At 72.7% G+C, this 26,597-nt stretch carries 27 protein-coding genes and 1 pseudogene; 18 read left to right on the forward strand and 10 right to left on the reverse strand.

The genetic code is table 11. From position 1 onward, the window contains the following. The first annotated feature begins 235 nt into the window (after positions 1-235). Together nadE and ACFV4F_RS35650 are read left to right on the forward strand one after the other, a co-directional pair. Entirely contained in the window at positions 236-1,069 is an 834-nt protein-coding gene (gene nadE / locus ACFV4F_RS35645; protein ID WP_380446338.1) for an ammonia-dependent NAD(+) synthetase, read from the forward strand. A 67-nt stretch (positions 1,070-1,136) separates the two neighbouring features. Then, the gene (locus ACFV4F_RS35650; protein ID WP_380446337.1) at positions 1,137-1,556 is read left to right on the forward strand and encodes a DUF2267 domain-containing protein; all 420 of its coding nucleotides are present in this window, start codon (positions 1,137-1,139) and stop codon (positions 1,554-1,556) included. On the opposite strand, the gene ACFV4F_RS35655 is transcribed toward ACFV4F_RS35650, so the two are convergent. Next, a complete protein-coding gene (locus ACFV4F_RS35655; RefSeq protein ID WP_380446336.1) occupies positions 1,546-2,091 on the reverse strand; it encodes a MarR family winged helix-turn-helix transcriptional regulator in 546 nt (181 codons plus the stop codon). The two genes, ACFV4F_RS35650 and ACFV4F_RS35655, sit on opposite strands and share 11 nt — an antisense overlap. A gap of 66 nt (positions 2,092-2,157) precedes the next feature. Here ACFV4F_RS35655 and ACFV4F_RS35660 point away from each other — a divergent pair, with 66 nt between their 5' ends. Together ACFV4F_RS35660 and ACFV4F_RS35665 are read left to right on the forward strand one after the other, a co-directional pair. After that, entirely contained in the window at positions 2,158-3,006 is an 849-nt protein-coding gene (locus tag ACFV4F_RS35660; RefSeq protein ID WP_380508956.1) for an NAD(P)H-binding protein, read from the forward strand. 8 nt (positions 3,007-3,014) lie between these two features. Then, positions 3,015-3,419, forward strand: coding sequence for a MarR family transcriptional regulator (locus tag ACFV4F_RS35665; RefSeq protein WP_380508959.1), 405 nt, complete (start codon positions 3,015-3,017; stop codon positions 3,417-3,419). A gap of 9 nt (positions 3,420-3,428) precedes the next feature. On the opposite strand, the gene ACFV4F_RS35670 is transcribed toward ACFV4F_RS35665, so the two are convergent. The 3 genes from ACFV4F_RS35670 to ACFV4F_RS35680 form a co-directional block, all read right to left on the reverse strand. Further along, positions 3,429-4,571, reverse strand: coding sequence for a methyltransferase domain-containing protein (locus ACFV4F_RS35670; protein ID WP_380508961.1), 1,143 nt, complete (start codon positions 4,569-4,571; stop codon positions 3,429-3,431). After that, on the reverse strand, positions 4,568-4,702 hold the full coding sequence (locus tag ACFV4F_RS35675) for a hypothetical protein (protein WP_380446332.1): 135 nt from the start codon (positions 4,700-4,702) through the stop codon (positions 4,568-4,570). The genes ACFV4F_RS35670 and ACFV4F_RS35675 overlap by 4 nt, the downstream gene beginning before the upstream one ends. Before the next feature lie 323 nt (positions 4,703-5,025). After that, positions 5,026-5,313, reverse strand: coding sequence for a hypothetical protein (locus tag ACFV4F_RS35680; RefSeq protein WP_380446331.1), 288 nt, complete (start codon positions 5,311-5,313; stop codon positions 5,026-5,028). A 345-nt stretch (positions 5,314-5,658) separates the two neighbouring features. On the opposite strand from ACFV4F_RS35680, the gene ACFV4F_RS35685 reads away from it, so the two are divergent. The 10 genes and pseudogenes from ACFV4F_RS35685 to ACFV4F_RS35730 all read left to right on the forward strand — a co-directional run bounded on the left by ACFV4F_RS35685 (position 5,659) and on the right by ACFV4F_RS35730 (position 16,096). Further along, positions 5,659-7,065 (forward strand): hypothetical protein, encoded by a 1,407-nt coding sequence (locus ACFV4F_RS35685; protein ID WP_380508964.1) that lies wholly within the window; start codon positions 5,659-5,661, stop codon positions 7,063-7,065. A 23-nt stretch (positions 7,066-7,088) separates the two neighbouring features. Further along, the gene (locus tag ACFV4F_RS35690; RefSeq protein WP_380508967.1) at positions 7,089-7,664 is read left to right on the forward strand and encodes a GNAT family N-acetyltransferase; all 576 of its coding nucleotides are present in this window, start codon (positions 7,089-7,091) and stop codon (positions 7,662-7,664) included. Between the two features lie 27 nt (positions 7,665-7,691). Further along, complete coding sequence (locus ACFV4F_RS35695) at positions 7,692-8,231, forward strand: flavoprotein (protein WP_380508970.1); 540 nt, start codon at positions 7,692-7,694, stop codon at positions 8,229-8,231. Next, a pseudogene (locus ACFV4F_RS35700) lies at positions 8,228-8,314 on the forward strand (NUDIX hydrolase); the annotation flags it as partial. The gene ACFV4F_RS35695 and the pseudogene ACFV4F_RS35700, both read left to right, overlap by 4 nt. 93 nt (positions 8,315-8,407) lie before the next feature. Further along, positions 8,408-8,767, forward strand: coding sequence for a hypothetical protein (locus ACFV4F_RS35705; protein ID WP_363653377.1), 360 nt, complete (start codon positions 8,408-8,410; stop codon positions 8,765-8,767). Between the two features lie 345 nt (positions 8,768-9,112). Continuing rightward, the gene (locus ACFV4F_RS35710) at positions 9,113-9,355 is read left to right on the forward strand and encodes a hypothetical protein (RefSeq protein WP_380508973.1); all 243 of its coding nucleotides are present in this window, start codon (positions 9,113-9,115) and stop codon (positions 9,353-9,355) included. A 63-nt stretch (positions 9,356-9,418) separates the two neighbouring features. Next, a complete protein-coding gene (locus ACFV4F_RS35715; protein WP_380508976.1) occupies positions 9,419-9,913 on the forward strand; it encodes a hypothetical protein in 495 nt (164 codons plus the stop codon). Between the two features lie 108 nt (positions 9,914-10,021). Continuing rightward, entirely contained in the window at positions 10,022-12,976 is a 2,955-nt protein-coding gene (locus tag ACFV4F_RS35720; RefSeq protein WP_380508978.1) for an ATP-binding protein, read from the forward strand. A gap of 194 nt (positions 12,977-13,170) precedes the next feature. Next, complete coding sequence (locus tag ACFV4F_RS35725; protein ID WP_380508981.1) at positions 13,171-13,590, forward strand: VOC family protein; 420 nt, start codon at positions 13,171-13,173, stop codon at positions 13,588-13,590. A gap of 106 nt (positions 13,591-13,696) precedes the next feature. Continuing rightward, complete coding sequence (locus tag ACFV4F_RS35730; protein ID WP_380508984.1) at positions 13,697-16,096, forward strand: excinuclease ABC subunit UvrA; 2,400 nt, start codon at positions 13,697-13,699, stop codon at positions 16,094-16,096. 24 nt (positions 16,097-16,120) lie between these two features. Here ACFV4F_RS35730 and ACFV4F_RS35735 read toward each other — a convergent pair whose 3' ends face one another. Together ACFV4F_RS35735 and ACFV4F_RS35740 are read right to left on the reverse strand one after the other, a co-directional pair. Continuing rightward, positions 16,121-16,627 carry an HPP family protein gene (locus tag ACFV4F_RS35735; protein WP_380508987.1) on the reverse strand — a complete coding sequence of 169 codons (507 nt, stop codon included), beginning with the start codon at positions 16,625-16,627 and terminating at the stop codon, positions 16,121-16,123. 126 nt (positions 16,628-16,753) lie between these two features. Next, positions 16,754-17,227 (reverse strand): SsgA family sporulation/cell division regulator, encoded by a 474-nt coding sequence (locus ACFV4F_RS35740; RefSeq protein WP_380446322.1) that lies wholly within the window; start codon positions 17,225-17,227, stop codon positions 16,754-16,756. Positions 17,228-17,627: 400 nt separating this feature from the next. Here ACFV4F_RS35740 and ACFV4F_RS35745 point away from each other — a divergent pair, with 400 nt between their 5' ends. Continuing rightward, complete coding sequence (locus ACFV4F_RS35745; protein WP_380446321.1) at positions 17,628-18,659, forward strand: hypothetical protein; 1,032 nt, start codon at positions 17,628-17,630, stop codon at positions 18,657-18,659. A 62-nt stretch (positions 18,660-18,721) separates the two neighbouring features. On the opposite strand, the gene ACFV4F_RS35750 is transcribed toward ACFV4F_RS35745, so the two are convergent. Next, positions 18,722-19,093, reverse strand: a complete 372-nt coding sequence (locus ACFV4F_RS35750) for a hypothetical protein (RefSeq protein ID WP_380508990.1) — start codon at positions 19,091-19,093, stop codon at positions 18,722-18,724. A gap of 325 nt (positions 19,094-19,418) precedes the next feature. On the opposite strand from ACFV4F_RS35750, the gene ACFV4F_RS35755 reads away from it, so the two are divergent. Beyond that, positions 19,419-19,655, forward strand: a complete 237-nt coding sequence (locus tag ACFV4F_RS35755) for a hypothetical protein (protein WP_380508993.1) — start codon at positions 19,419-19,421, stop codon at positions 19,653-19,655. Positions 19,656-19,827: 172 nt separating this feature from the next. Then, on the forward strand, positions 19,828-20,460 hold the full coding sequence (locus ACFV4F_RS35760) for a DUF6461 domain-containing protein (RefSeq protein ID WP_380508995.1): 633 nt from the start codon (positions 19,828-19,830) through the stop codon (positions 20,458-20,460). Positions 20,461-20,490: 30 nt separating this feature from the next. Here the strand turns inward: ACFV4F_RS35760 and ACFV4F_RS35765 are convergent, their stop codons facing one another. From ACFV4F_RS35765 to ACFV4F_RS35775, 3 genes are all read right to left on the reverse strand, one after another. Continuing rightward, positions 20,491-21,027 carry a carboxymuconolactone decarboxylase family protein gene (locus tag ACFV4F_RS35765; protein ID WP_380508998.1) on the reverse strand — a complete coding sequence of 179 codons (537 nt, stop codon included), beginning with the start codon at positions 21,025-21,027 and terminating at the stop codon, positions 20,491-20,493. A gap of 143 nt (positions 21,028-21,170) precedes the next feature. Then, complete coding sequence (locus ACFV4F_RS35770) at positions 21,171-23,540, reverse strand: helicase-associated domain-containing protein (RefSeq protein WP_380509001.1); 2,370 nt, start codon at positions 23,538-23,540, stop codon at positions 21,171-21,173. A gap of 107 nt (positions 23,541-23,647) precedes the next feature. Next, positions 23,648-25,249, reverse strand: a complete 1,602-nt coding sequence (locus ACFV4F_RS35775; protein ID WP_380509004.1) for a restriction endonuclease — start codon at positions 25,247-25,249, stop codon at positions 23,648-23,650. A gap of 417 nt (positions 25,250-25,666) precedes the next feature. Between ACFV4F_RS35775 and ACFV4F_RS35780 the strand changes: the two genes are divergently transcribed. Then, positions 25,667-26,530 (forward strand): BTAD domain-containing putative transcriptional regulator, encoded by an 864-nt coding sequence (locus tag ACFV4F_RS35780; protein WP_380509007.1) that lies wholly within the window; start codon positions 25,667-25,669, stop codon positions 26,528-26,530. Positions 26,531-26,597: the final 67 nt, after the last annotated feature.

Consider the following 26,597-nt stretch of genomic DNA (forward strand, 5'->3'; position numbering starts at 1 on the left):
ACCACTCGCCTGACCGCCAGCCCCGACAAAGTCGGGCAATACCTCCGCCCGAAATCGCCTGCGGAAGCCTAAATCAGTATCGAACGCCCTCTGAGGCCGCCGGGCCGCTGTGGCCCGTGTTCCGCCGCCCGGCCGCTGTGACCCGTATTCCATCGAGGTGGAATCCCTTGGCGGCGGCCGCCGTGGCGATCAAGCTGGCTCCCGGAAGCACGTCCGAGGTCCGAGGAGTCCCATCATGTCCGAACCCCTGCCCGCCGACGTCCAGCGGGAGATCGCCCGCGCCCTGGGCGTCGCCCCCGTCCCGAGCGCCGAGCAGGAGGCCGAGCGCCGGGTCGCCTTCCTCGCGGAGCAGGTGCGCGCGGCCGGCGCCCGCACGCTCGTCCTCGGCATCAGCGGCGGTGTGGACTCCACGACCACCGGACGGCTGTGCCAGCTCGCCGCCGAGCGGCTGCGCGCCGAGGGCCACGAGGCGTCGTTCTGGGCGATGCGGCTGCCCCACGGCGTGCAGGCCGACGAGGCGGACGCCCAGCTCGCGCTGGACTTCATCCGGCCCGACCGGGTCCTCACCGTGGACATCAAGCCGGCCACGGACGGCGCGATGGACGCCCTGGCGGCGGCCGGCCTGACCTTCCGGGACCGCGCCCACGAGGACTTCGTCCGCGGCAACACCAAGGCCCGGCAGCGGATGATCGCCCAGTACGCCGCCGCCGGCGCGTCCGACGGGGTCGTGATCGGCACGGACCACGCGGCGGAGGCCGTCACCGGCTTCTTCACCAAGTTCGGCGACGGCGCGGCCGACATCATGCCGCTGTCCGGCCTGACGAAGCGTCAGGTCCGGGAACTGGCCGAGCTGCTGGGCGCACCGGCGGAGCTCGTCCACAAGGTGCCCACCGCCGACCTGGAGACGCTCGCGCCCGGCAAGCCCGACGAGGACGCCCTCGGCGTCGGCTACGACGCCCTGGACGACTTCCTGGAGGGGCGCCCGGTCAGCGAGGAGGTGTTCCGCACGGTGGTCGGCCACTACCGCCGCACCGAGCACAAGCGCCGCCTGCCCGTCGTCCCGTCGTAGCGGGCTCTGGCCCGGCGGCGTAGCCTCACAGAGGGGGCCTCGCCCGCCTGCGGAAGGGGACTCGGCCATGAAGTACGACGAGATCATCGCCACCGTCCGGGACCTCGCCGGGCTCCCCGACCGGGCCGCCGCCGAGCGCGCCACCAAGGCCGTCCTGCTCACCCTCGGCGAGCGCCTGCCCTCCGGGCTCGCCGTGCACGTGGCCGCCCAGCTGCCGCCCGAGCTCGCCGCCGCCGTTCGGGAGGCGGCCCGGGAGGCCGACGAGGAGGGCCGCGCCCACGCCTCCGGGGAGCGCTTCGGCCTGCCCGTCTTCGCCGGCCGGATCGCCGGCCGGGCCGGCACCGGAGAGGACGGCGGCATCCGCGAGGCCGCCGCCGTCCTGGAGGTCCTGGACGCGGCGCTCGCGCCGGACCTGATGGACAAGCTGGCCGCCGTCCTCCCGCGCGACATCGCCGAGCTGCTGCCCTCGGGGCGCGCTACCCAGTGACCTTCCGCTCGGCCAGCCGGTCGAGGGAGTCGACGTACTTGAGCATCAGCCGGGCGAATTCGAGCCGGTCGCGCTCGGCCCAGTCGGCGGTGATGTAGTCGTACGCGTCGCGCTGGTGGCGGCGCAGCCGGGCGATCAGCTCGGTGCCGGCCGGGCTGAGGTGGAGGACCGTGCGGCGGCCGTCCTGCTGCGAGGCGGCGCGGGTCAGGTAGCCCGCCTTGATGCTGTCGCCGACCATGCGGCTCGCGACGGACGGGTCCACGCCGAGGAGTTCGGCGACCGCGCCGACGGTGATCTCGGCCGCGGCGTCGCGGGTGTGCTGCTCGACGAGGTTGAGGACCAGGGTGCGGCTCAGGTCCTTGGCCGAGATGGGGTTCTCGACCTCCAGGAGCGAGGTGCGGCGCAGTTTGCCGAAGGCCGGGCCCACGGCGTTCAGGAGGTCCTCGGCCGTGCGGTGGTCCGGCTCGTTCGTCGTCATGGCGGCCATCCTAAGGTCCATGCTCAGCAGCAGCCACATGTTGACGCGCAAATGCATGCATGCAAGCATACATATGTGCCGCAGCAAGGAGCTGTGCATCATCATGTAATGGGGGAACCACCCATGACCGTCCTCGTCACCGGCGCCCGCGGCAAGGTCGCCCGCGCCGTCCTCGACCGCCTGCACGCTGCCGGCCTGCCGGTCCGCGCCGCCAGCGCCCGGCCCGCCGACCTGTCCGTCCCGGCCGGCGTCGACACCGCCGAGCTCGTCCTCGGCCGGCCGGAGACCTTCGCCGCCGCGCTCGACGGCGTGCGCCAGGTCTTCCTCTACCCCGAACCCGCCGGCATCGACGCCTTCACCGAGGCCGCCCGCGGGGCCGGCGTCGAGCACGTCGTGCTGCTCTCGTCCTCGTCGGTCCTCGCGCCCGGCGCCGCGACCGACCCGCTCGGCTCGCACAACCTCGGCGTCGAGCGCGCCCTCGCCGCGAGCGGCCTGGCCTGCACGTTCCTGCGCCCGGACGCCTTCGCCACCAACGCGTTCGCCTGGGCGCACCCGATCGGCCGCGGCCTGCCGGTCGAACTCGCCTACCCCGAGGCGTCGTTGGCGCCGATCCACCCCGAGGACATCGCCGACGTCGCGGTCGAGGCGCTGACCGGCACCGTCCTGCGTGGCCACGCCGTCACCCTCACCGGCGCCCAGGCGCTGACCTTCCGCGAGCAACTCGCCGTCCTGTCCGAGGTGCTGGACCGCCGGATCACCGTCGAGACCATCTCTCGCACCAAGGCCGAGGAACAGATGAGCCGCTTCATGCCCGCCCCGCTGATCGGCTCGCTGCTCGCCTTCTGGGCCGAGGCCTCCGTGCGCCCCGCCACCATCGCCGACACCACCGAGACCCTGCTCGGCACGCCCGCCAGGACCTTCCGCCAGTGGGCCGTCGAGAACGCGTCCGCCTTCACCGCACCGGGGGAGTGACCCACACCATGAAGCCCATCGGCTACTGGCTGAACCGCACCGACAAGGCGCTGACCGCCCACATGAACGCCATGCTCGCCGACTTCGGCCTCACCCGGACGGCGTGGCAGGTGCTCAACGTCGTCCGGGACAACTCGGAGGCGCTGGACGCGAACGTCCACACCGTCCTCGCCGCGAACGCCGACGCCCCGGCGAGGGCGGCCGCCATCGAGGCCGTCCTCGCCGACGGCTGGACGACCCGCCCGGCCCCCGGCCGCCTCACCCTCACCCCGTCGGGCCGCGACCGGCTCGCCGCCGTCGAGGAGCGGGTCGCCACGTTCCGCGAACTCTCCACGACCGGAATCACGCCGGACGAGTACCGCACGGCGGTGAGCGTCCTGGAACGGATGACTTGCAACCTGGAGGCGCACTGACCGCGTCAGCTATGGCAGGGCCCGAACCGGATTCGTCGGCCGGTCCAGCCAGACCCACTGGTCGGGCCCGGTGACCGTCAACCCGAAGCGATCCGGCCCCGGTTGGCCGTGCTGCTCCCACCACCGGTACGCGGCCTCGACCTCGTGCCAGAGGCGGCGGGGCCCGTACTGCCAGACCTCGAAGGGATCCACCGCCGCCCAGGACAGGGCGTCCGTGGTCGCCACCCAGAGCCGGGTGTGATCCCAGGCCGTCCAGACGTCGCCCAGTTTCAGCCCGAGCGCGAAGCGAGCCTCCCAGTCGTCCCCGGCCACACGGTCGGGCTCCAGCGAGGTACGGGACTCGTCGGGCACGTGGTCGTCGCGGACAACGTCACGGAAGATGCGCAGGTCGCGACGCTGCCCGCGCATCAGCATGAAGGCGGAGTGCGGACTGAACCGCCCGCACGCCCGACCGTTTGCCACCGTGAGCTTGAGCAGCCCCCAACAGAGCATGGGGTTGTCCCAGGGTGTGAGGATGATGCCGCCGGGCGCGGTCTGCTCGATCCAAGCCGTCGGCACTCGGCGCACCGAGCAGGTCGAGATGACCCGGTCGAACGGCTGTCGGAGCCTCCACCCGCGAGCCCCGTCCCCGCAGAGGACGTCGACGGCCAAGCCCGCCGCATTCAGCGAGGCGCAGGCGTGCCTGGCCACCTCGTGATCGACCTCCACCGAGGACACACGGCCAGTCCCGAGCCGGTGCGCCAGCAAAGCGGCATTCCACCCGGTCCCGGTCCCAACCTCCAGGACACTCATCTCGGGCCTGACCTCAAGGTCACGAAGCATCCTGACCACGATCGACGGCGCCGAGGCGGACGAAGACGGCCAGACATCGTCCGGATCGTCCGGCTCCGCTCCATCGTTGACCTGGGTCACGACGGGAACATCGGAATACGCCGCCGTGAACCACCGGTCGGGATCCTGGCGGAGCTCACAGGCCGCGTAGCCGCCCTCCCCGTCCTCCAGCCAGATTCGTTCCGGAAGGAACCGATGCCGGGGCACGGCCTTGATCGCTTCCCGCCACTCAGGAGGAACGGCCCCGCCGAGTTCATCTTCGACGCCCCGGAGCAGCCCGCGAACGACGGCCTGCTCCGGTCGATGCACGAAGTTCGTCACTTCTTCTCGTCGTCCTTCTTGTGCTTCGGAGCGGGTGCCGGCCGCGAGCCGTCCGGGGACGGCTTGTCCGTGCCGGGGTCCTTCTTGCCCCCGTGCTTGCCGCCACTGCTCTTGTCGGTTCCCCAACCCATGGGGTTCTCCCTTGCTATCGATGGATTGATCACGAACGTCAGTTGGCTACCGCTCCGGCGGCCGGGGCGACGGCTGGCTGTCCGGCTTCGGCGGAGGCGGCTGAGGCTGCGGGGTGGACATGACAGAACTCTTCTCGGCTTGGCGATGTGGGAGCCCGCCCGTGCCGCTTACTCAGCGGCACGGGCGGGAGTTCAGTGGGTGCGCATGGCCAGGAGCACGGCGATGGCGGCCAGGTGGAACAAGGCTGCTGCGGACACAGCACAGGCGGTCCAGACTCTGACGACATAGGTCCCGCAGTCGGGCTCGAACACGGTCCTGCTGCCTACGAGACGGGCAGCCGCGCCGAGCCGGAGGTGCCGGCCCGATGCTGCGGGCAGGCGCAGTCAGGCCAGATCTCGATCCGAGCGACGTATTCGTCTGGATCCGGGTTTGCGGTGATCACGCCGGAGTCGTCATAGCGAGTGCCATCCTGAGCAACCCTGAACGTGCGGATCGTCAGCCCCGGACGCCGCCTGGCGCGAGCGGCGGGGCCGTCTTCGGCGGTCGCGCTCATCCCGTTATCCGCCAGGCGACGGTTCTCCGCAGTGTGTCCAGCCGTGGTGTCGTACATCGGTTCCTTCTCCTGGCCCTGGACCGGGCTTGCGGCTGACACGGCAAGCCACCAAACGTCACGCTTCGCCGTCGACTGCACACGGAATGCGAAGTCGAGTTCAGCATGTTGGCCACCAGGTAGGCATGGATACGACGTCGCCACCGCCATGACGACGTCATCACCGGGGGCTCGCTACGTGGCCGACGACGTCATGCGTCATGACCACCGTCATGGCTGCCGTCATCTCACCCTGTCGCACCTCCGAACGGGGTTTCCGGTCCACTGGCCACGGCTATCGTCAGAACAGACGAATGGGGACGGAGAGGATCCGCAGTGGCTGAAACCCCGACACTCTTACGGGTCTTGACGCTGCAACGACACTGGCAGGTCTATGAGACCTTCCGACTCCGGTTCGAGGCGATGGCGAACTCGGTCGCCGAGCAGGAGAACGACCCCAGACTTCGTGGCCTGTCGGTCTCCAAGCGGCAGTTCGAGCGCTGGTACGGAGGCGCGGTGAAAACTCGCCCCTACCCGGACCAATGCCGAGTGCTGGAGGCCATGTTCGGCGTCTGTGTCGACCAGCTCCTCGCTCCCGCACCAACCGGCTCTGCGGTCGCGCCCGCAACCGCCGGCACCCTCGCCGTCCCGCCGTCACGACTGGGGCCTGCCTGCCTCCCGCCCGAGAAGGCAACGGCGCCACTTGCCGGAGGCCCGCCCAACAGCGAGACCCGCTCCGATGCGGGCACCACGGAAATGGAAAGGCAGGTCGTGATGGCGGCTCGTCGTGCACTTCGGTTCGCCGCGATGGCGGAGGGCAGCAGCATCGGCCCGGAGACCCTGGGGCAGATCCACGACGAGGTGCGGCGCCTTACCGTCGCGTACCCGAAGCTGGCACTGCCGGCCCTGCTCGGAGATCTGGTCGAGGTCCAGGACCTCACCTTCCAACTCCTCGAGCACGGCCGGGCCAAGCCCGCGCAGGCCCGCGAGCTGTACCTGCTGGCCAGTATCACCTCCGGCATGCTGGCCAAGGCCAGCCACGACCTGGGCAACCCGAGCGCCGCGATGATGCAGGCTCGCACCGCCTTCGTGTGCGCCGACAACGCCGATCACCACGCCATGCGCGCCTGGGTCCGCTCGCTCCAGTCGCTCATCTCCTACTGGGCGGGTCGTCCCGGCGAGGCCGTCGACTACGCCGCCCTCGGTCAGAACGCGGCGGGCGACGTTCGCGGCACCACCAGTATCTGGCTGGCCTGTCTCTCCGCCCGCGCCCATTCCCTCCTCGGAGACGGCGAGGCCACCCGCACCGCCATCCGGCAGGCCGAGAACGCCCGCGATGCCGTCGAACTTGACGATCTCGACGACTTCGGCGGCATCATGACCTTTCCGGTGCCCCGCCAGCTCTACTACGTCGCCGAGGCCACCGTGCAACTCGGCGAGGACGCCGTCCTCGGCGAGACCCAGTCCGTAACCGCCGTCGCCGCCTACCAGGACGCTTCCGAGGAGGAGTGGGCATTCGGCGACGAGGCCGGCGCGCAGACCGACCTCGCCCTCGCCCGCATCGCCCGCGGTGAAGTCGAGGGCGCAGCCGAGGCTGTGCGCCCAGTGCTCGACCTCCCCATCGAGCAACGGAACTTCGGCATCGTCAGTAGTGCTCAGCGAGCCCACGCCGCGCTGAACGCCGGTGCCCGCCGAAACGGCATCGTCGGCGTCGACCTGAGGCAAGAGATCGAGGCATTCACCGCCACCCCGACCTCGGTCCTCGTCCGGTGAACCGGCGGCTAGGCTCCGCAGCCATGACCCCACTCCATCTGGCCGGCCCTCGTCTGGCACTGCGCGAAGTCGAACCCGGCGACACCGACGACCTCTTGGCCATCTACGGAGACCCCGAGTCCACCAAGCACCTCAGTTTCGAACCCCGCACCCGTGACCAGGTCGAGGCGATCACCACCAGGTCCATCGACTCGGCGAGCGCCGTCCCACGCATCGAGTACTGCCTCGCCGTCACCCATCGCGACGAGCACCGGCTGATCGGCTACGCGCGTCTTGCGACCGAGCCGCAGCAGGCCGCCACCATCGGCTTCGCCCTCCACCCTGCCGAGTGGGGCAAGGGCCTCGGCACCGAGACCGTCCACCTGCTGTGCGCCCTCGGCTTCAACGTCCTCGGCCTGCACCGCATCTGGGCGGCCCGCGCGCCCCTCAACGAGGCCTCTGCCCGCACCCTGCTGCGCGCCGGGATGACGGAGGACGGCCGAATCCGTGATCACGTCTTTGTCCACGGCGCATGGCGCGACTCGATCACCTACTCGATCCTGGAACACGAGTGGGTGCCGATCGACGGGCTGAAGACCGACGAAAGCCGTCGAGCCTGATGGCCACCACGGACCCGGGGGCGTGAAGTGGTCGAGCACCGCGAGCCGTTCCTCTACATCGTCGTGTGCGCCTCGGGCATCGCCGACGGGGTCGGCGAGCTGATCACCGCTGCCCATGTCGAGGGTTGGGGAGTGGGAGTGATCGCGACCCCTAACGGGCTCGGCTTCATAGACCGGGAAGCTATCGAAGCCCAGACCGGCTACCCGGTCCGCTCCGCGTGGCGCACGCCGAGCGTCCCGCAGCCGCTGCCGCCGGCCGATGCCATCGCGGTGGCCCCCGCCACGTTCAACACGATCAACAAGTGGGCCGCCGGCATCTCCGACACGCTCGCGCTCGGCATTCTGTGCGAGGCGTACGGGCTAGGGATCCCCGTGGCCGTGCAGCCGTACGTCAACTCTGCCCAGGCCGCCCACCCGGCGTACGCGGAGAGCCTGGGCCGGCTGGGGTCTATGGGCGTCCTGCTCGGCAACTATGTGCCCCACAAGCCCAAGTCCGGTGGCGGCCACGACAATTACGACTGGACTCACGTCCTCGACCTCCTCCGCCCCGTGGTGCGCACAACGTGAGGCCCGCACCCACCGACACCGGCGCCTGGAACGCCTACCTGGCCGAGGGAAACGCCCGCCAGGCGCGCAAGCGCGTCTTGGCGCCGCCTCCTCCCGCTCATGGCCGATAGGCGGGCTTCAGCACTGCATCAGCAGATCTCGGCGCTTGACGGCGCCGTCTGACGAAGGAGTGACGCATGTCGGCTGACGGACGAATCTTCCGCGAGGCGTGGATCGCGGGCGTGTCCAAGCACTACCCGGGCGAACCGAAGGCCGGTTACGTCGCCCCGTGGGACGAGACCCCCGAGTGGGAGCGCGAGTGCGCCGCCGCCGTGTTCGGCCAGGTCCGTGACTTCATCAGCGTGAGCGGCGGGAACACGTCCAAGCTGACCCGGGAGCAGAAGGGCCGTTTCGTCGCGACTTGCTGGATCGCCCAGATCCACAAGCACATTGAGAACCCGAAGCCGGGCTATGTCGCCGACTGGGTCGACCTGCCGTCCTGGCAGCAGGAGACCGACGCGGACATCTTCGAGGCGATCGAGCAGGCCCGTTCCTGAATGCAGCGCCCAGCCCCTCACCTCCTGCACGGTTGGCGAGGGGCTGGGAAGCCGACGAAGCCCATGAGCGCGGGAAGTCGGGCGGGCCGACTTCCTGTGCTTCGTCCCCCGCTTCCGCTCGAATTCGGTTGCTCCGCAGGTGTGTTGTGCGCCGATACTGCCGCATGACCAGAATCGCGCAGGTCCTCGTGCTGGCCCCGTGGGACGGCGAGGCGATGGCGCCGCTGTGTCGGCCGGACGACTCCCGCAGTTGGTGCGGCTGCTTCGCGCCGCTGCCCACCTTCTGTCGAGGCGTGGGTCGCCGAGTTCGACCGGATGGGGCAGCGGACGGGGTTGCTGCGTCACTTGGAGTCGCTGCCGTGGAAGGCGCCGGAGAGCGTCCAGGTGCTGATCCGTGACGAGGAGGACGACTGCTTCGGGCTCTGGATGATCCGGGATGGCCGGTTGACCGAGATTCCCGTCCCCGGCCACCGGCGGCTCCATCCGCTGGCGCACTCCACCGAGTACGCGCTTGACCCGGGCCTGCTGTGGCGCGCGGCCACGCCCGTCCCGGCCGGTTTCTCCGAGGAGCGGCAGGATCCCCGGTAGGGCTGTCGGTGGGGTCTGGTCTACTTCCCTGCGGAGCGCAAGACGTCGCGGGGGGCGAGGACGATGGGTGTGTTGACCGACTACTTCCGTGCGGCGGACGCGGCGGTGGTCCGGCGGGTGCTGGAGGCGGCCGACGGGGGATCGCCGCTCCTTGGGCCGCGACCGGCCTTCGACGGGGTCGAGGCCAAGGGGCTGGATCCGGTCGTCGTGCTGGGGCAGCTGGTCGCCGCCGTCCGCCAAGTGCCGTGGGCCGTCGACCTCGTGGGCGATGCACCGGTGTGGCCGACCACTCCGCCGCCCGGACCGGAGGGGCCCGTGGACGAGGACGATCCGTGGATGACGGGCCCGTGGGTGTTCCAGCTCGACACCGACACCCGCGACACCCTCGCCGCGGTGCCGGACGCCGACGTCCCGGCGGTCGCCGCCCGCTGGGCGCAGGCGGAGGAACTGCACGGCGCCTCCGCCGAGAGCCTGTGCCCGGTGGTCGGCGAACTGGTCGGGCTCGCGCGGCGCGCCCGGGCGGCCGACGAGCGGCTGTACTGCTGGACCTGCCTCTGAACCGGCCGGGCCGATACGGTGGCCGGGCCCGTTGCTCGGTGTCCGCACCAGTGTCATGATCACGTGGGCGGGGGCTGCACGGGGCGTGAGCGTGAGGGGCTGGAGCCGATGGGCATGACGTTCGGGGTGCTGGGTCCGCTGGTGGTCGCCGTGGACGCGGAGCCGCAGGCGCTGCCCCGGGCGGGGGTGCTGCGCGGGCTGCTGGGGGCGCTGCTGCTCGCCGAGGGCGAGCGGCTGTCGGCCGGGCGGCTGCTGGAGCTCGTGTGGGCCGGGCAGGCCGACCGGGTCGGGCGCGGCGCCGTGCACACCGGGGTGTCCCGGCTGCGCGGGTGGCTCGGGACCTTCGGGGACGACGCCGTGGTGCTGGACTCCGACGGCGAGGGCTACCGGCTCGCCGTCCGCCCGGAGGCCGTCGACCTCGGGCGCTTCCGGCTGCTGGCCGCCGACGGGGACCGGGCCGCCGCGCTCGACCTGCGCCGCGGCCCGGTGCTGGCCGGGCTGGACCGGGTCAACCGCGAGGACCCGCTGGTGACGGCGGTCGAGGAGGCCGTCCGCTCCACCGCCCTCGCCCTCGCCGGGACCGCCGCCCCCGGCTGCGCCCTCCCGGCCGTGACGGCGCTCGCCGAGGAGTACCCCTTCGACGAGCCCGTGCAGGCCGCCCTCCTCGAACTGCTCGCCGCCGACGGCCGCCCCGCCGAGGCGCTGCGCCGCTTCCAGACGCTGCGCCGGCGGCTGGCCGAGGAGCTCGGGATCGAGCCGGGCGAGCAGGTCCAGAGCGTCTTCCTCGCCCTGCTGGCCCGCGACCACGACGGCGCCCGACCGGTCCACGCACCGAGCCAACTCCCGTCCGACCTCCCGGACTTCACCGGCCGCGAGGAGCACCTGCGGTTCGTCCTCACCTCCCTCGCCGACGGCCGCGTGCCGGTGGTCTCGGGCATGGGCGGCATCGGCAAGACCGCCCTGGCCGTCCACGCCGCCCACCGCGCCGCCGCCGACTACCCCGACGGCCGGCTCTACGCCGACCTGCGCGGAGCCGACGACGAACCGGCCGACCCGGCCCGCGTCCTCGCCGCCTTCCTGCGCGCCCTCGGCGCCGACGCCCGGGAGATCCCCGAGTCCCTCGACGAACGCGCCGCCCTCTACCGCACCCTGCTCGCCGGCCGCCGGGTGCTCGTCGTCCTGGACAACGCCGCCGGGGAGGCCCAGCTCAGGCCCCTGCTGCCCGGAAGCACCACCGAACAGCAGCACAGCAACGCCCTCGTCACCAGCCGCGCCGTCCTCACCGCCCTGCCCGGCGCCCGGCTCGTCGACCTCGGCGGGTTCGGCCCCGCCCACGCCGAGACGCTGCTGCGCCACATCGTCGGCGACGCCAGGGTCGCCGCCGAACCCGTCGCCGCCGGCCAGATCGCCGACCTGTGCGGCGGCATGCCGCTCGCCGTCCGCATCGCCGGCGCCCGCCTGGCCGCGCGCCCGCGCTGGAGCCTCGCCCGCCTCGCCGAGCTGCTGCGCGACGAGCGCCGCCGCCTCGACGAGCTCGCGGCCGGCGACCTCGCCGTTCGCGCGGGCTTCGCCGTCGGCTACACCCGGCTGTCCGAGCCGACCCGCCGCACCTTCCGCCTGCTCGGCCTGCTCGACGCGGCCGACTTCGCCCCCTGGGCCGCCGCCGCGCTCGCCGACGTCCCGCTGGAGGAGGCCGAGCGGCAGCTGGAGGAGCTCATCGACGCCCAGCTCCTCCAGGAGACCGGCACCGAACCCCACCTGCGCTACCGCTTCCACGACCTCGTCCGGCTCTACGCCCGCGAGCACGCCCACGCCACCGACACCCCCGCCGACCGCGCCGACGCCCTCGAACGGGCCTTCGGCGCCTGGCTCTGGCTCGCCGAACAGGCCGCCGACCAGGTACCGGGCCCCTGCTTCGCCGCCATCCACGGCCCCGCCCCGCGCCGCCCGCTGCCCGACGGCCCCGCCGCCCGGCTGCTCGACGACCCGCTCGCCTGGTTCGACGTCGAGCAGCCCGCCCTCAACGCCTGCGCCCGCCAGGCCGCCGCGCTGCGCCTCGTCCCGACCGCCTGGGACCTCGCCGCCTGCCAGGAGAAGTACTGCGACGTCCGCGGCCTCTACGACGACTGGCGCACCACCAACCTCGTCGTCCTCCAGGCCTGCAAGGCGGCCGGCGACCTCGTCGGCACGGCCGTGCTCACCCGCGGCCTGGTCGAGGTCACCACCTGGGCGACGCCCGCCGACGGCACCGAGACGATGGTCGCCCTGGACGGCCGCGCGCGGCAGCTGCTCGACCTGTTCGAGCAGGTCGGCGAGCCGCGCGGCGCCGCCGACGCCCTCGTCCTGCTCGCCTGGAGCCTGGTCGCCCAGGGGCGCGCCCGTGACGCGCTGGACGCCGCCCGCCGCGCACTGGACCTCGCCGCCGCCCACGACCACCCCGGCGGGGTGGCCAAGGCGCACCAGATCATCGCCGTCGCCCACGGCGAGACGGACCTCGCCCGCACCATCGAGCACCTCACCGAGACGCTGCGCCTGGCGCGCATGATCGGCAACGTCCGCTTCGAGGCCACCGCGATCCAGTTCCTCGGCGCCGCCCACGGCCGCGCCGGCGACGTCGAGCACGGGCGCAACCTGCTGACGAGCTCGCTCGCGATGGCCCGCTCGCTCGGCGACGGCTACGCGGAGGCGTTCTCCCTGCTCTACCTGGCCACGCTCCACGCGGCGACCGGCGACGCCCGCGCGAGGGAGACGGCGGAGGCGGCGCTGGCCATCGCGCGGCGCTTCGAGCTGGGCCACCACCTCGCCCAGGCCCTGGGCATCCTGGGCGAGTTGGACCTCGCGGAGGGGCGGCACGACGCGGCCGTCGCGCACCTGGAGGAGTCCGTCCTGTTCTGGCGGGCCCGGGGCTGGCGCTCGTTCCTCGCCGAGGCGCTGCGGGCGCTCGGGCGCGCGTACGAGGCGGCGGGGCTGGACGCGCCCGCCGAGCGGGTGCGGCGCGAGGCCCGGGAGCTGGGCGAGGGACCGGCGAACGGCGACGCGGACGCGCTCTCGCACGACGGGTGAACCGTCCGCGACGAGTACACACCCGCGGCCGGGTCCGTCCCCTGCGCGGACCCGGCCGTCCCCCCATGCGGGTGTGTGTTTCGACCGTAGGCAGCGGCCTCTTACCGATCGCTTACCGCTCCGGCCGAGGTGCGTGCGAGACCGGTCAGGATTCGAGAAGCCCCGGCCCAGGGCCCGCGCCTAGCCTCGTGGACATGGAGACCAACGACCTCAGCATCCACTGGACCTTCCTCCCCCACACCGACCCCGACGCCTCCCTCGCGTTCTACCGCGACCTGCTCGGCTTCGAGGTCCGCAACGACGTCGGCCAGGGCAGGATGCGCTGGATCACCGTCGGCCCGGCCGGCACCCCCGGCACGTCCGTCGTCCTGGAGCCCCCGGCCATGGACCCCGGCGTCACGGAGGACGAGCGCCGCACCGTCACCGAGATGATGGCCAAGGGCACCTACGCCCGTCTCACCCTCGCCTCCGCCGACCTCGACGGCGTCTTCGACCGACTGGCGGCCGGCGGCGCCGAGCTCGTCCAGGAGCCGACGAAGCAGCCCTACGGCGTCCGCGACTGCGCCTTCCGCGACCCGGCGGGCAACCTGATCCGCATCAACGAGCTCGCGTAGCCGCGGCTCGGGAAGCCGAGCGCCGCGCCCCCGCCCGCCCGGTGCGGTTGGATGGAACGACCGCACCGGGCGGGCCCGCCCGCACAGAACCGGAGAGACGACGACCATGGCCAAGAGGACGGGCGCGCCCGCGCCGGTGCCGCACGACGCCGACAGCCACGACATGATCCGCGTGCTCGGCGCGCGCGAGAACAACCTCAAGGACGTCAGCGTCGAGATCCCCAAGCGCCGGCTGACGGTGTTCACCGGCGTCTCCGGCTCGGGCAAGAGCTCGCTGGTGTTCGACACCATCGCCGCCGAGTCGCAGCGGCTGATCAACGAGACCTACAGCGCCTTCGTCCAGGGCTTCATGCCGTCGCTGTCGCGCCCCGACGTCGACGTCCTCGACGGGCTGACCACCGCGATCATCGTCGACCAGCAGCGGATGGGCGCCGACCCGCGCTCCACCGTCGGCACCGCGACCGACGCCAACGCGATGCTGCGCATCCTGTTCAGCCGGCTCGGCGAGCCGCACATCGGCTCGCCCAAGGCGTACTCGTTCAACGTCCCCTCGGTCAGCGGTGCCGGCGCCGTCACCGTGGAGCGCGGCGGCAGGACCGTGAAGGAGCGCCGTTCGTTCAGCATCACGGGCGGCATGTGCCCGCACTGCGAGGGCCGCGGGAGCGTCTCCGACATCGACCTCGCCCAGCTCTTCGACGACGCCAAGTCGCTCGCCGAGGGCGCGCTCACCATCCCCGGCTACACGCCGGGCGGCTGGAACTACCGGCTCTACAGCGAGTCCGGCTTCTACGACCCGGACAAGCCGATCCGCAAGTACACGAAGAAGGAACTGCACGACTTCCTGTACCGCGAGCCGGTCCGGATGAAGATCGCGGGCATCAACATGACCTACGAGGGCCTGATCCCGCGGATCCAGAAGTCCTACCTCGCCAAGGACAAGGAGGCGATGCAGCCGCACATCCGGGCCTTCGTGGACCGCGCGGTCGCCTTCAGCACCTGCCCCGACTGCGACGGCACCCGGCTGACCGAGGCGGCCCGCTCGTCGAGGATCGGGAAGACCAGCATCGCCGACGCGTGCGCCATGCAGATCAGCGACCTGGCCGCGTGGGTGCGCGGGCTCGACCAGCCCTCGGTGGCGCCGCTGCTCACGAGCCTCGGGGAGGCGCTCGACTCGTTCGTCGAGATCGGTCTCGGCTACCTCTCGCTCGACCGCCCCTCCGGGACGCTGTCCGGTGGCGAGGCGCAGCGCGTCAAGATGGTCCGCCACCTCGGCTCCTCGCTCACCGACGTCACGTACGTCTTCGACGAGCCCACCGTGGGCCTGCACCCGCACGACATCCAGCGGATGAACGGGCTGCTGCTGCGGCTGCGCGACAAGGGCAACACGGTGCTCGTCGTCGAGCACAAGCCGGAGACGATCGCGATCGCCGACCACGTCGTCGACCTCGGTCCGGGCGCGGGCAGCGGCGGCGGCACGGTCTGCTTCGAGGGGACGGTCGAGGGCCTGCGGGCGGGCGGCACGATCACCGGACGCCACCTCGACGACCGGGCGAGGGTCAAGGAGACGGTGCGCACGCCGACCGGGAAGCTGGCGATCCGCGGCGCCTCCACCCACAACCTGCGGAACGTCGACGTGGACATCCCGCTCGGGGTGCTCGCCGTCGTCACGGGCGTGGCCGGCTCCGGCAAGAGCTCGCTCGTGCACGGCTCGCTGCCACGATCGTCGGGGGCGCCGGGCGAGGGCGTGATCTCCGTCGACCAGGGCGCGATCCGCGGCTCCCGGCGCAGCAACCCGGCGACGTACACCGGTCTGCTGGAACCGGTCCGCAAGGCCTTCGCCAAGGCCAACGGCGTGAAGCCGGCCCTGTTCAGCGCCAACTCCGAGGGCGCGTGCCCGACCTGCAACGGCGCGGGCGTGGTCTACACGGACCTGGCGATGATGGCCGGCGTGGCGAGCGTCTGCGAGGACTGCGAGGGCAAGCGCTACCAGGCGTCGGTGCTGGAGTACCGCCTCGGCGGGCGCGACATCAGCGAGGTGCTGGCGATGCCGGTGACCGAGGCCGAGGAGTTCTTCCGCGAGGGCGAGGCCCGCATCCCGGCCGCGCACGCGATCGTGAGCCGGCTCGTGGACGTCGGCCTCGGCTACCTGAGCCTCGGCCAGCCGCTCACCACGCTGTCCGGCGGCGAGCGCCAGCGCCTCAAGCTCGCGACGCACATGGGCGACAAGGGCGGCGTCTACGTCCTCGACGAGCCGACGACCGGCCTGCACCTGGCCGATGTCGAGCAACTGCTCGGCCTGCTCGACCGCCTGGTCGACGCGGGCAAGTCGGTCATCGTCGTCGAGCACCACCAGGCGGTCATGGCGCACGCGGACTGGATCGTCGACCTCGGTCCGGGCGCCGGCCACGACGGCGGGCGGGTCGTCTTCGAGGGCACCCCGGCCGAGCTGGTGGCCAAGCGGCACACCGTCACCGGGGAGCACCTCGCGGCGTACGTGGGCGCCTGAGGCCCGCCCTCCGGGCCCGGCGGCTCACCGGGGAACGGCCCACCAGGCGACGGGGTAGCGCACCGGGTGGCCGCCGATCCGGCCCGGGAGCAGGCCGATCGCGACCAGCAGGACGGTGGCCAGCGCGAGCAGCGGCAGGAACGGCAGCGGGTGCGGCGCCTGGAGCACCACGATGACGGCGGTGGCGGCGGCCGGCGAGTGCGAGAGGTGCGTGAGCAGCATCACGCCGAGCGAGATCCCGGCGGCCACCGCGGCGCCCCACCCGTTGCTGCCGGTGACGGCGAGCGTGGCGTACCCGATCAGCGCGGAGACCAGCTGGCCGCCGACGAGGTTGCGGGGCTGCGAGATCGGCAGCCCGGGCGCGCCGTGGACGAGCGCGGCGCTGGCGGCCAGCGGCGGGATGAGCAGCGGCTGGTGCAGCAGGACCCCGGTCCCGACCAGGAGGAGCAGGGCCGCGATGGCGAAGGCGGTGGCCCTCAGCACGTGCAGCGGATGCGGCCTGGTGGTGGTGGCGGACGGGGGTCTGGGCATGCGGGAGCTCCGGGTGAAGGGCGGTGGACGGCAGCGCCTTCCACAAAATGTTGATTTTCGACCGCCATCCTGCCTCGCGGGGGACCCGGCGGACCCGGCGTTCCGGCATCCGGACGGCGGGGTCCGTCAGATGAGCGGCGGCTCCTCGGTCTCGAACAGGCGCAGGATCAGGTCGTCGACGTCGAGGTGGACCGTCTCGGTGCCGTACGGCACGACGTGCTCGGTCGCGGTGAGGAAGGTCTGGACGAGGGCGGCGGGCGCGCGCAGGACGGCCGTCGTGTCGTCGGCGCTGAGCGCGATGAAGAGCGTCGCGGCGGCGGGCCCGGTGCCGCGGTGGACGGTGACGTCGCCGAGGCCGGCCCAGCCGGTGAGGCCGGTGGCGAGGAGTTCGCGGGCGAAGATCCAGGTGATCGGCTCGTCGAGGTCGATGTGGGTGTCGAGGCTCACCGCGTAGGGGTCCTCCCGGCGGTAGCGCAGCCGGGCGGGCAGGGAGACGAGGAGGCCGGGGCAGGCGACCGCCTCCAGGTCGATGTACAGCGCCAACTCGTCGCCGGCGCAGGCGTTCTCCTGCGGGGCGCCGGGCAAGTCGTGCTCGCTCATGGGCTCTTCCTGTTCTCTTCCCCGGGGTGTTCCGGGGCGTCTCGGGGCGTCTCGGGCTGTCTTCAGGGGAGCAGAATCGTTTTTTCTCGGTCGGTTTCGGCGGTGGGGCGGAGCGGAGGCGGTGTGGGGGTGGTGCGGGGGTACGGGTGGTGCGGTGTGGCTGTGCGGTGTGGCTGTGCGGTGCGGGTGGTGCGGCGGTGCGGTGCGGCTTCGGCGTGCGGGGCTTCCGGCTGGAGAACGAGCCGGCCCGTCCCGGGTAACCGTCCGCGACGATATTCGGGCGACGGCGCCCTGTCCCGGCCTGCGGCATTGCGGTTCGGTCTCCGTCGGGGCGGAATTGTGCATGATCGCTCGGTTGGTGTCAGAGTGTCACCGTCTTCTTTTCCGATCGGGGGGTTCGATGACAGCGGGGGACGGGTCCGATCTCGTCGCCATGGTGGTCGAGGCGCTGGTGCAGACCGCGTCGCACACGGTCGGCGCGGCAGGGGCCGCGCTCGGCGGCGAGGCGCTCGCGCGCGTGCGGGAGTCGCTGCGGCAGTGGCCGCAGTGGGCGCACGCCCTCGGGCGGGTGGAGGCCCGTCCCGGCGACCAGCAGGCCCAGTGGGACCTGGCGCTCGCGGTGGGCCAACTGCTCGCCGGCGACCCGGGCCTGGCGGCCAACCTGCGCGCCCGGCTCTCCGTCGCCATGACCGCGCCGCCGCCCATGGCCGGGGCTCCGATGCCCCAGGCGGCTCCGGCGTGGCAGGGCGGCGGCGACGCCAACTGGCCCGCGTACAGCCCCGGAACGGTCCAGGGGACGTCCGCCCGGCGCAGCCGCGCCTGGGCGGTGACCGGCGGGGTCGTCGTGCTCGGTGTGATCGGCACGCTGACCGGGCTCGGTCTCTACCTCGGCACCGGCCCGGACGGTCCGAAGCCGCTGGCCAACCTGGACCAGGTGAAGGCCGTCATGCCCGACCTGCACGCCGTGCCGGACGGCTGGACCCAGGAGAAGGCGCCTTCCGCGGTGCCCAAGGGCGACTGCGGCGGCGACGGCGTCCCGCCCGCACAGGTGAGCCTGTGCGAGCAGATAGTCGGGAGGGGCGACTCGCGCTTCCACGCCGACGACGGCAAGACCCAGGTGGAGTTCCAGCTCATGGCGGGCCCCAGCCCGGAGTGGGGCGACAAGATGTACGACGTCGCCTACGGCATCAGTGACGGCCTGCCCGAGAAGCCGCCGATGGCCGCTCCGAAGGCCGGCGAGCGGTCCTCGGTCTTCATGGAGGGCCAGTGCGTGGAACTCCTCGTCAAGTCCGGCAGCAACGTCCTGAGGATCTCCTACTGCCCGGAGAACCCGTCCGCCCCGAACGTCGAGGTGGTCAACCGGATCACCCGGATGTTCGCCGCGCGCTCGCAGCAGGCGCAGGACGGGAAGACCCCGGACGCCGCGGCCTGACGGTTCCCGGACAGGGGTGGAGCCGAGCGCCCGGCTCCACCCCTGTGTCTGTGGAGGGGCGGTCAGGCCTTGGCGCAGATCACGAAGACGCTGATGCCGACGTCGCCCGCACCCGGTCGGCGGCCGAGGCCGATCCAGCCGCTGCCGTCGTCGGCCGGGAAGCTGCCGACCAGGACCGCCTCGTCGCCGCGGGCCTCCGCGCCGCCGCCGAGCGCCTTCTCACCGGCCGGGCAGGAGACCGTCCGCCGCTGGAAGCTGGGCACGTTCGCGTTGTCGAGCCGCACCAGCTGATACCCCTCGACCGACCGGACGGCGCTGTCCCGTGCGGGCGCGTTGTCGGTGGCGGGGGCGGCCTCCGCGACCCAGCCCGTGCCGGCGGCGGCGAGCGCGACCGTCAACAGGCCCGCGGCCGGCGCGATTGCCCGAAGCTTCATGCGGTGTCCTCCCGAATGGGCGGCGGGCGCGCGCTTCGCGCCCGTACCACTCGGGGTATCGGCCGTTCGGGTGGCGGCCGTGATCGGGTTGACCCTTTCGGGGGGTGTGCGGCCCGTCCGGCACGCGCCGCGGCGGCGCCCCCGGGCCGCGCGGTGCGCCCTCACGCGGACGTGGGTGCGCGCCGACCGCTGACAGGCCCGGCCCTCCCGGGCCCGAACACCGGGATCACTCGACCGGGTGAGCTGTCGTGGAACGGCCGGAGGCGCGGGCGGGCGCGCCCTACCGTCGGAGCCGCAACTCGCCGTTCGGACCGGAAGGAACCCCATGCGCCGCACCGTCGCCGTCCTCCTCGGAGCCTCCGCGCTCCTCGCCGCCACCACGCCGGTGGCCGGCGCCGCCACTGCCGCCGCCCCCGCCGCCGCCGGGCCCGCAGCCGCGCCCGCCGCCCCCGCCGCTCCTCTCGCGCAGGCCGGCGCCCCGCTGTTCGGCATGCTGGGCAGCGCGAGTGCGATGGTCTTCGGGGCCGTCGACGCGCTCAAGGGCGCGGTGAAGCTGCCGTAGGCGTGGCTGCCGTCGGCGGCTCCCGCACCGGTCAACCCGGCGCGGGAGCCGTGCCGTTCCGCCCCTGCGGGCCCCGTCGCCCCCGGGGAGGTCCCATTGTCGGTGGGGCGCGCTAGGGTGCCGTCCGGAAGCCCGACCAGGGCGGGTCGGTGCGAAACGGGGGGAGGGCGTCATGAGCGACGGCATCCGGTGGCTCGCCGAGGGCGATGACCGGCTCAGCGGCGTCCTGTTCGCGCGCGGGATCCCGCCGGAGGAGGTGGCCCGGCGGATGGGCGCGGACGTGCGCGGCGCCGCCGGTCCGGTCAGCGGCGCCGAGGTGTGGGACCTCGACATCGAGACCTACCGCCCCGGCGAGGACGGCGACGGCGTGGTCCGCGTCGGGGTCTGCGGCGGCTGGTCCTTCGCGATCGAGTACGGCGACTCCACCGGTGCCGACCTGCTCACCGAGATAGCGCGCGACGGCGTCGAGGTCGTCCACTACCGCCCCATGGCAGAACACCCGCCGGCCCTGCTCGACTACGCCCGCGACGGCGCCGTCCTGTGCGGGTTCGGCCTCGCCGAGGAGCGCTGGCGCTGGGGCAGCCAACCGGACCTCCTGCTCCCCGTCCTCGTCGCCGCCGGCGTCCTCCACCCCGACGGCATCACCCGCGCCACACCCGCTGGCGAGCCCCTGCCCGCCGTCCACCGCCGCACCCTCGGCGCCGTGGAACGCCACTTCGGCCTCAGCCTCCCCCCGGCCGTCCTGGACGCCGCCCGCCTCCCGGTGTACGCGGTCCGCGGCACGCCCGACCTGGTGCTCCGTTAGGGCGTGTCCTTCGGATCGGGCCGGGAGCCGTCACGCCCAGGGCTCGGAGAACGACCGCCCGGGGACGGGCTTGGCGACCAGGGCGATCGCCACGAAGAAGTTGACCTGCCCGATCGCCAGCGTCAGCGTCGTGAGCGCCTTCTCGTCGTAGTGGGCGGCCACCTCGGCGTACAGCTCGTCCGGCACCCGCTCACGGCCCCGAGCGGCCGGCTGGAGCACCGCCTCCACCAGCGCGAGCGCGGCCCGCTCGGCCGGGGTGAAGTACGGCGAGTCCCACCAGGCCGCCACCGAGTCGATCCGCTCCTCCGTCTCCCCGGCCTTGCGCAGGAATCCCGTGTGCAGCACGGTCAGGTAGGTGCTGCCGACGATCTGCCCGGCGCGCAGCTGCACCAGGCTGATCGTCGTCCGCGGCACCGACCGGTTGCCGGTGGCCCTGAACAGCGCCGCCGACACCTCCGCCAGCTCGGGCACGAGTACCCCGGGATCCGTCGCCAGGCGCGGCCGCAGCGGGACCTCGGCGGTGATCGGTCGCGGCGCCACCGGCGTGCTCTCCATCGTCTTCTCCATCGTCGTGTTCCTCCCGGGCTGTACGGGCCGTGTTCGGCGCCTTCACTGACCCGACCCGGCCCGGAGGAGGTTTGTGACAGGCGGAGGAGGATTTCCTCGACTTTCTTCGAGCTCGCCGAGCGGGCGGACGGTGCGCGGCGGGGTTACGTCGGCGCCACGGCGCGGATGCGGGAGAGCGCGAACACCCGGTTGTCGGAGCGCAGATGGCACCAGGCGTACAGGTACGGAGGATCGAGTTCGAGCCCGCTGAGCGGGCGGACGGTGCGGGCGCCATCGCCGTCGACGTACTCGATCGTGACGACGTCACCGGTGTGGACCGCGTGCGCGAGCTGGCGGACGTCGGTCAGCGTGAGCTGCCTGGCCGCGAAGGCGAGGATCTCCTCGGTGTCGGTGTCGTAGGGGACACCGCGGTCGGGGTCGGGCGCTGCGGGCTCCGGCGGGGCGTCCACCAGTCTGGACGCGAGGGCGCGGAGGTCCGTCGGAGCGCCGCCGCCGGACGGGCCCGTGCGTCCCCGGGGGCGGGGGAGGGACACGGCGCGCCGGGCTGGCGTCCGCTCGATTCGGACCGTGCCGTCGGCGGCCTCGGCCACGGGCGCGTACCCGTTGGCCCGCAGTGCGGCCAGCGTCTGGGCGACGGTGGCCCTGCCGATGAGCACGGTCGGCGCCAACTGTCGCAGGCCCAGGGCGGCGAGCTTCCGGTGTGCCGCGATCTCGGCCAGCAGCCCCGGCTCCAGGCCGTGGACGACGCAGGCGGCCGCTGCCACGCGGATGCCGCCGTGGCGGCGTGCGGTGTCGGCGATGAGGTAGGTGAGGGCCTGGGGGAGGGGGCCGTCGGCGGCGGCCGTGAGATCGGCGTCGATCGCCTTCGCGTCCCGCCCGGCGTCGAACGCCCGGCGCAGGCTGTCGGTGCTGAAGCGCCACACCGAGGCCGTCCCCCTGGCCTCCCGGTCGGCCAGGGAATCGAGGAGAACGGTGAGCCGGGCCGACGGTGCGCCGGTCGCGACCGCGGTGAGATCGGAGCCGATGCGCACCGTGTGGACCGCCGGAGGCAGCAGCCGGTGGGTCTCGTCGGCGAGTTGTTCGAGACCTCCGGCCGCCAGCGCGGCGCCCAGGGGTGAGAGCGCGCCCCGGGCGAGGACACCGAGCAGAGTCGCCTCGCGGACGAGCGTGGCGAACGGTGTCGCGTCCTCGGGCAGTTGCTCGGCGAACGGGCGGTGCCACGAGACGAGTGGCGCCAAGGCGGCGGCGTCGCCCACGCCCTGGCCGGCCGGGAGGCCGCCGAGCGCGGCCAGCAGCCCGTGGCGGGCCTGGACACAGCCGCCGTACACGTGGGCCCGTCCCAAGGCCGGGAGCACCTTGCCGTCCTCGTCGCGGGAGAGGCTGGGAGAGTACGGCAATCGCCACCAGGCGTGCACCAACTCCGCCACCTGATCCGCCGGTTCGAGTTCGGCCCAGGAGTTGTACGCCTCGGTCACCAGCACGCGGTCGCCGTCGGTGGTCACGAGCCCGGCACCCCGGGCGGTCTCCAGCACCAGCCGCAGCGGGGCCTCGTCGCAGCGGAGCGCCCTGCCGACCCGCGCGAGCTCGCGCGCCCCGACCCCACCGGACTTGAGCACCGCCGGCGGCCGCGCCGCGCACTCCGCCAGCACGGCCGCCGCGTGCCCGCCGAACACCCCGGCGGCGGACGCGGTCTCCCGGTCCACCTCGGCGGCCGACACCGACATCAGGGCGGGCACGGGCGGAGCGGGGTCGAATGGGGCGCGCCAGTCCGGCCCGCGCAAGGCGCGCGTCACCTCGGCGGGCATGCGCGGGGGCGTGTACTCGGAGCGGCCCTGCACCAGCAGCCCCCGGTCGGCCGCCCAGCGGACGGCCTTCGGCGCGGCGGGCGGCAATTCCACCGACGTGCCGAGGGCCCGCTGCTCCAGCAGCTCCCGCGTCGGCCCGGGCGCCGTGGCCACGAGCTCGACGATCCACTCCGGGGAGCCGAACTTCTCCAGCAGGACGGCCTCGCGCCGGGCCCGCGTGCTCGGAGGCCTGAGGCCGAGCGCCGTCAGCATCCCGCGCAGGTGCTCGGAGGTCAGACCGGGCAGCAGGTTCGCGAGCGGAGGTTCGAGACCGAGCGGTGCCTGCCAGGCCGTCCGCAGCGCCGCCGGCTGGTGTAGCGCGCCACGGCGGTCCGGCCAGACGAGCGCGTGATCGGCCAACACGGCCAAGTACGTGTCCAGTTCGGCGGGCTCGGCACCGAGCAGGCACGCGAGCTCATCCCGCGCGGCGCCCTCACCCAGCGCCGCCAAGGCCTCGGCCACCTGGAGACAGGGCAGGGAGACCCGCCGGAGCGCCAGCGCCACCGACCCGGCCCGTTGCAACCGGTCGGCCAACTCCCCGAGGGCCCGGGGCTCCGGAACAACACCGCCATCGGGCCGGCACAGCAGCACGTGATGCAACCGCCCCGCATCGAGCGTGGACAACCACGCCGTCAGCCCCGACCGCCGCTTCTTCGAGTCACGGGTCACGTCGTCCTCCCGGGCCGAAGCATACGGCCCGCAGGCCACTCCCCGAAGGCGTCGATCACCGCCGGGCGCGATCGGGTTCCGGCAGCCGGGCCGGACCTCCGGTGCGCCTACCGGCTCGATCTCCGCTTCGGAGGAACGGGCCCGGCGATCACGTCTTTACCGAGATGCTCCTTGATGAGGTAGACCAATTCCGCCCCCTCGATCAGCTGTAGTCGGCCGTGGGCAGCGGCGAACGTGTGACTGGCTCGGCCGAACCACGAGGTCGTGATCAGAACACCCTTGGCGGCGCGCTTGTGCTCCACGACCCCGGCAAGTGCTTGCACCGACTCGACACCCACGAGCTTCGTGTAGCGCTTGGCCTGGATGATGCACTCGCCGTTGAAGATCGGATCCTTGCTGATGGCGACCGCGTCCACGCCCTCGTCCTTCGACGCCTGAGTGTTCCACGCCTCCAGGCCGATGGCTTCGAAGAGCTGACGCACCAGGTGCTCGAACTCCGTCGGAGTCAGTTGGGTCAGGACCGGTCGGCTGTCGAGACCGGACACGACGTCAAGGCTGTCCATCAGGCGGTACTTCGTCAGGTCGAACTCCACGATCGGACGCACCGGTTCCAGATCGTAGGGGTTCGGCGAGACGATCGCGTTGAGATACTTCAGGCAAGCCGTGGGGTCGACCTGGCTGAGCAGGAGCTTGTCGAACTGCTCCCGGTCCGTGCTCAGCGTGATCAGGCAGGGTGAGACCTGCTGCCCCGTGGCCCGATCCACCGTCGTGACGTGCCCGTTGAGAACCACGCTGTCGACGACCCCGTCGCGGTCGTGCGCGAAGATCTCATGGACGGCCCTGAGGGCGCACTGTGCCAGCACGGATGCGTAGAGCTCCTTGCGCTCCTTCTCGGGGCGCGGCAGAGTTTTCACCTCATCGCGTGACTTCACGTGGGTGAAGCCACGCTCCGCCGGCACGATGTCCTCGCTGGGCAGGCGAATCTCGACCAGGGCACTGGCGTCGGTGGCCCGGAACGCGACTCGGTGGTGCCTGGGGAATTTCTTGGGATAGCTGGATGCATCGAGTACCTGATCCAGGAACCACTCGACATGTGTGGGGTCGCCTGCCCGGTACCCGATGAACCTGCCTTCGAGCTCGTCATTGAACTTCTGGACGGCCGCTGCCTGGCGGTTCTGCTCGGATTGGTGTTCGGCGCGCCGTTGCTGGAGACGGCTGTCGTGGTCCCTGCCGAGTCGTTGGTGGCTGCCTTCGGCTTCACTGAACCGGTGCTGCGCCTGGGCCAGCTGTTCCTCGTACCGGCGTCCTCCGCCGAAGATCTTCGCCAGAGCGCCCGGCTGCGCCGGCGCGTAGTCCTCCCAGCGAGGTGCCGGTCCGGGGCCGGGCCAGGGAGAAGGGTCGAAACGCTGGGGCTTGTGGGTGCGTCGGAGTTGTCGGAGCGAGACGGGGAGGTCGACGGTGAGCGAGTCCTGGAGGAGTCGTCGGAGCTGGTCGATCTCCTTCTCGACCTGCATGGTGCGGTCGGCGGCGAGTTTCGCTTGACGATCGAGGTGAGCTTGGTGCCGCTCGCGCTCCTGCCGCTTGCGGTCAGCCTCGGCGGCGCGCTCCATGCGAGCGACTTCGCGCTGCTGCCGCAAGAACTCCCGCTGTGCGGCCTGTTGCCGTCGCTGTTGATCGGCCTGCCAACTGTTCGCGCGGCGCTGGGCCACTGGTCCCTCCCCTGGCTCACTGTGAGTTCGCCATTGTTACCCAGAGTCAGTCGGTTCGACCATCGCTTCGCGTCGGCAGGGTTCGAACCGTGATCAACGCGTTGCGCGGGACACGCCGTCATGGCTCTCAGGCCGATGCCGGAGTTCCGTCGTGCGCCTTCTGCTGTTCGAGCGGAGGGGAGCAAAGAGTTGGCCGATGGATGTCCGGTGGTGCGGGACCTCCTGGCGGCTATCGGTGCCGGAGGTGTCCGCGGTGCTGTGGTCCGTGGTGGAGGTGTGCACTCCGTCCTGTCCGTACCCATTTGACGGCTCATGGCCCGGATCGTCGTCAGGGACTCGGCAGGATGTCTGACCAGGGGGAATACCGGTCGGTATCATGCCGCTGGGGGATTGTCGGCGGGGTGGAGGGGATGTCGGTTGGTCGGCGAGGGCGGGAGTTCGGGCGGGCTGCGGTTCGCGGTGCTCGGGCCGCTGCGCTGTTGGCGGGACGGGGCGGAGGTGCCGCTCGGTTCGCCGCAGCAGCAGAGCATGCTGCTGGCGCTGCTGTTCCGGGCGGGCCGGCACGTGTCGGGGGCGCAGCTGATCGACGACCTGTGGGGTGACGAGCCGCCGGCCAGGGCGACGGGTGTCGTCCGCACGTACGTGCACCGGCTGCGGCGGGTGCTCGGGGCCGAGGCGCTCACGTCGGTCGGCGGCGGGTACCTGTTGGCCGTCGGCAGCGGCGGCCTGGACACCGTGCGGTGCGACGAGCTGCTGGCCGAGGGCCGGGCCCGGCGGGCCGACGGCCGGAACGCCGACGCCGCCGCCGCGCTGCGGGGCGCGCTCGCGCTGTGGCGCGGCGAGCCGATGCCCGGGCTGCCCGGGCCGTACGCGCAGCGCCAGCGCAGGGAGTGGGAGGAGCGGCGGCTCGCCGTCCTGGAGCTGTGCCTGGAGGCGGAGGTCGAGGGCGGCCGGTGCGCCGAGTCGGTGGCCGAGCTCGCGGCCCTCGTCGAGGAGCACCCGCTGCGCGAGCGGCTCTCGGAGCTGCTGATGCTCGCGCTGTTCCGCTCCGGCCGCCAGGCCGACGCCCTCGCGGCGTACCGGGCGGCGGACCGCCGGCTGCGCGACGAACTGGGCGTCGGTGCCGGTCCCGGCCTGCGCGACCTGCACGGCCGGATCCTGGCGTCCGACGAGACGCTGTCGGCGACCACCGAGTGGGGCCTGACCGAGACAGAGCCGGCCGCCCCGACGGGCGGGGCCGGGCCGGCGGGGCGGACCTCCCGAGCGCGCCGGGCACGGTAGTCTGGCTGGCGATCCAGCTCGGCCCCACCCACGAGATAGACCGGGTGTGCCCGAGGGTGGGCCACCA

The sequence above is a fragment of the Kitasatospora sp. NPDC059722 genome, assembly GCF_042733235.1.
Classification (GTDB): Bacteria; Actinomycetota; Actinomycetes; order Streptomycetales; family Streptomycetaceae; genus Kitasatospora.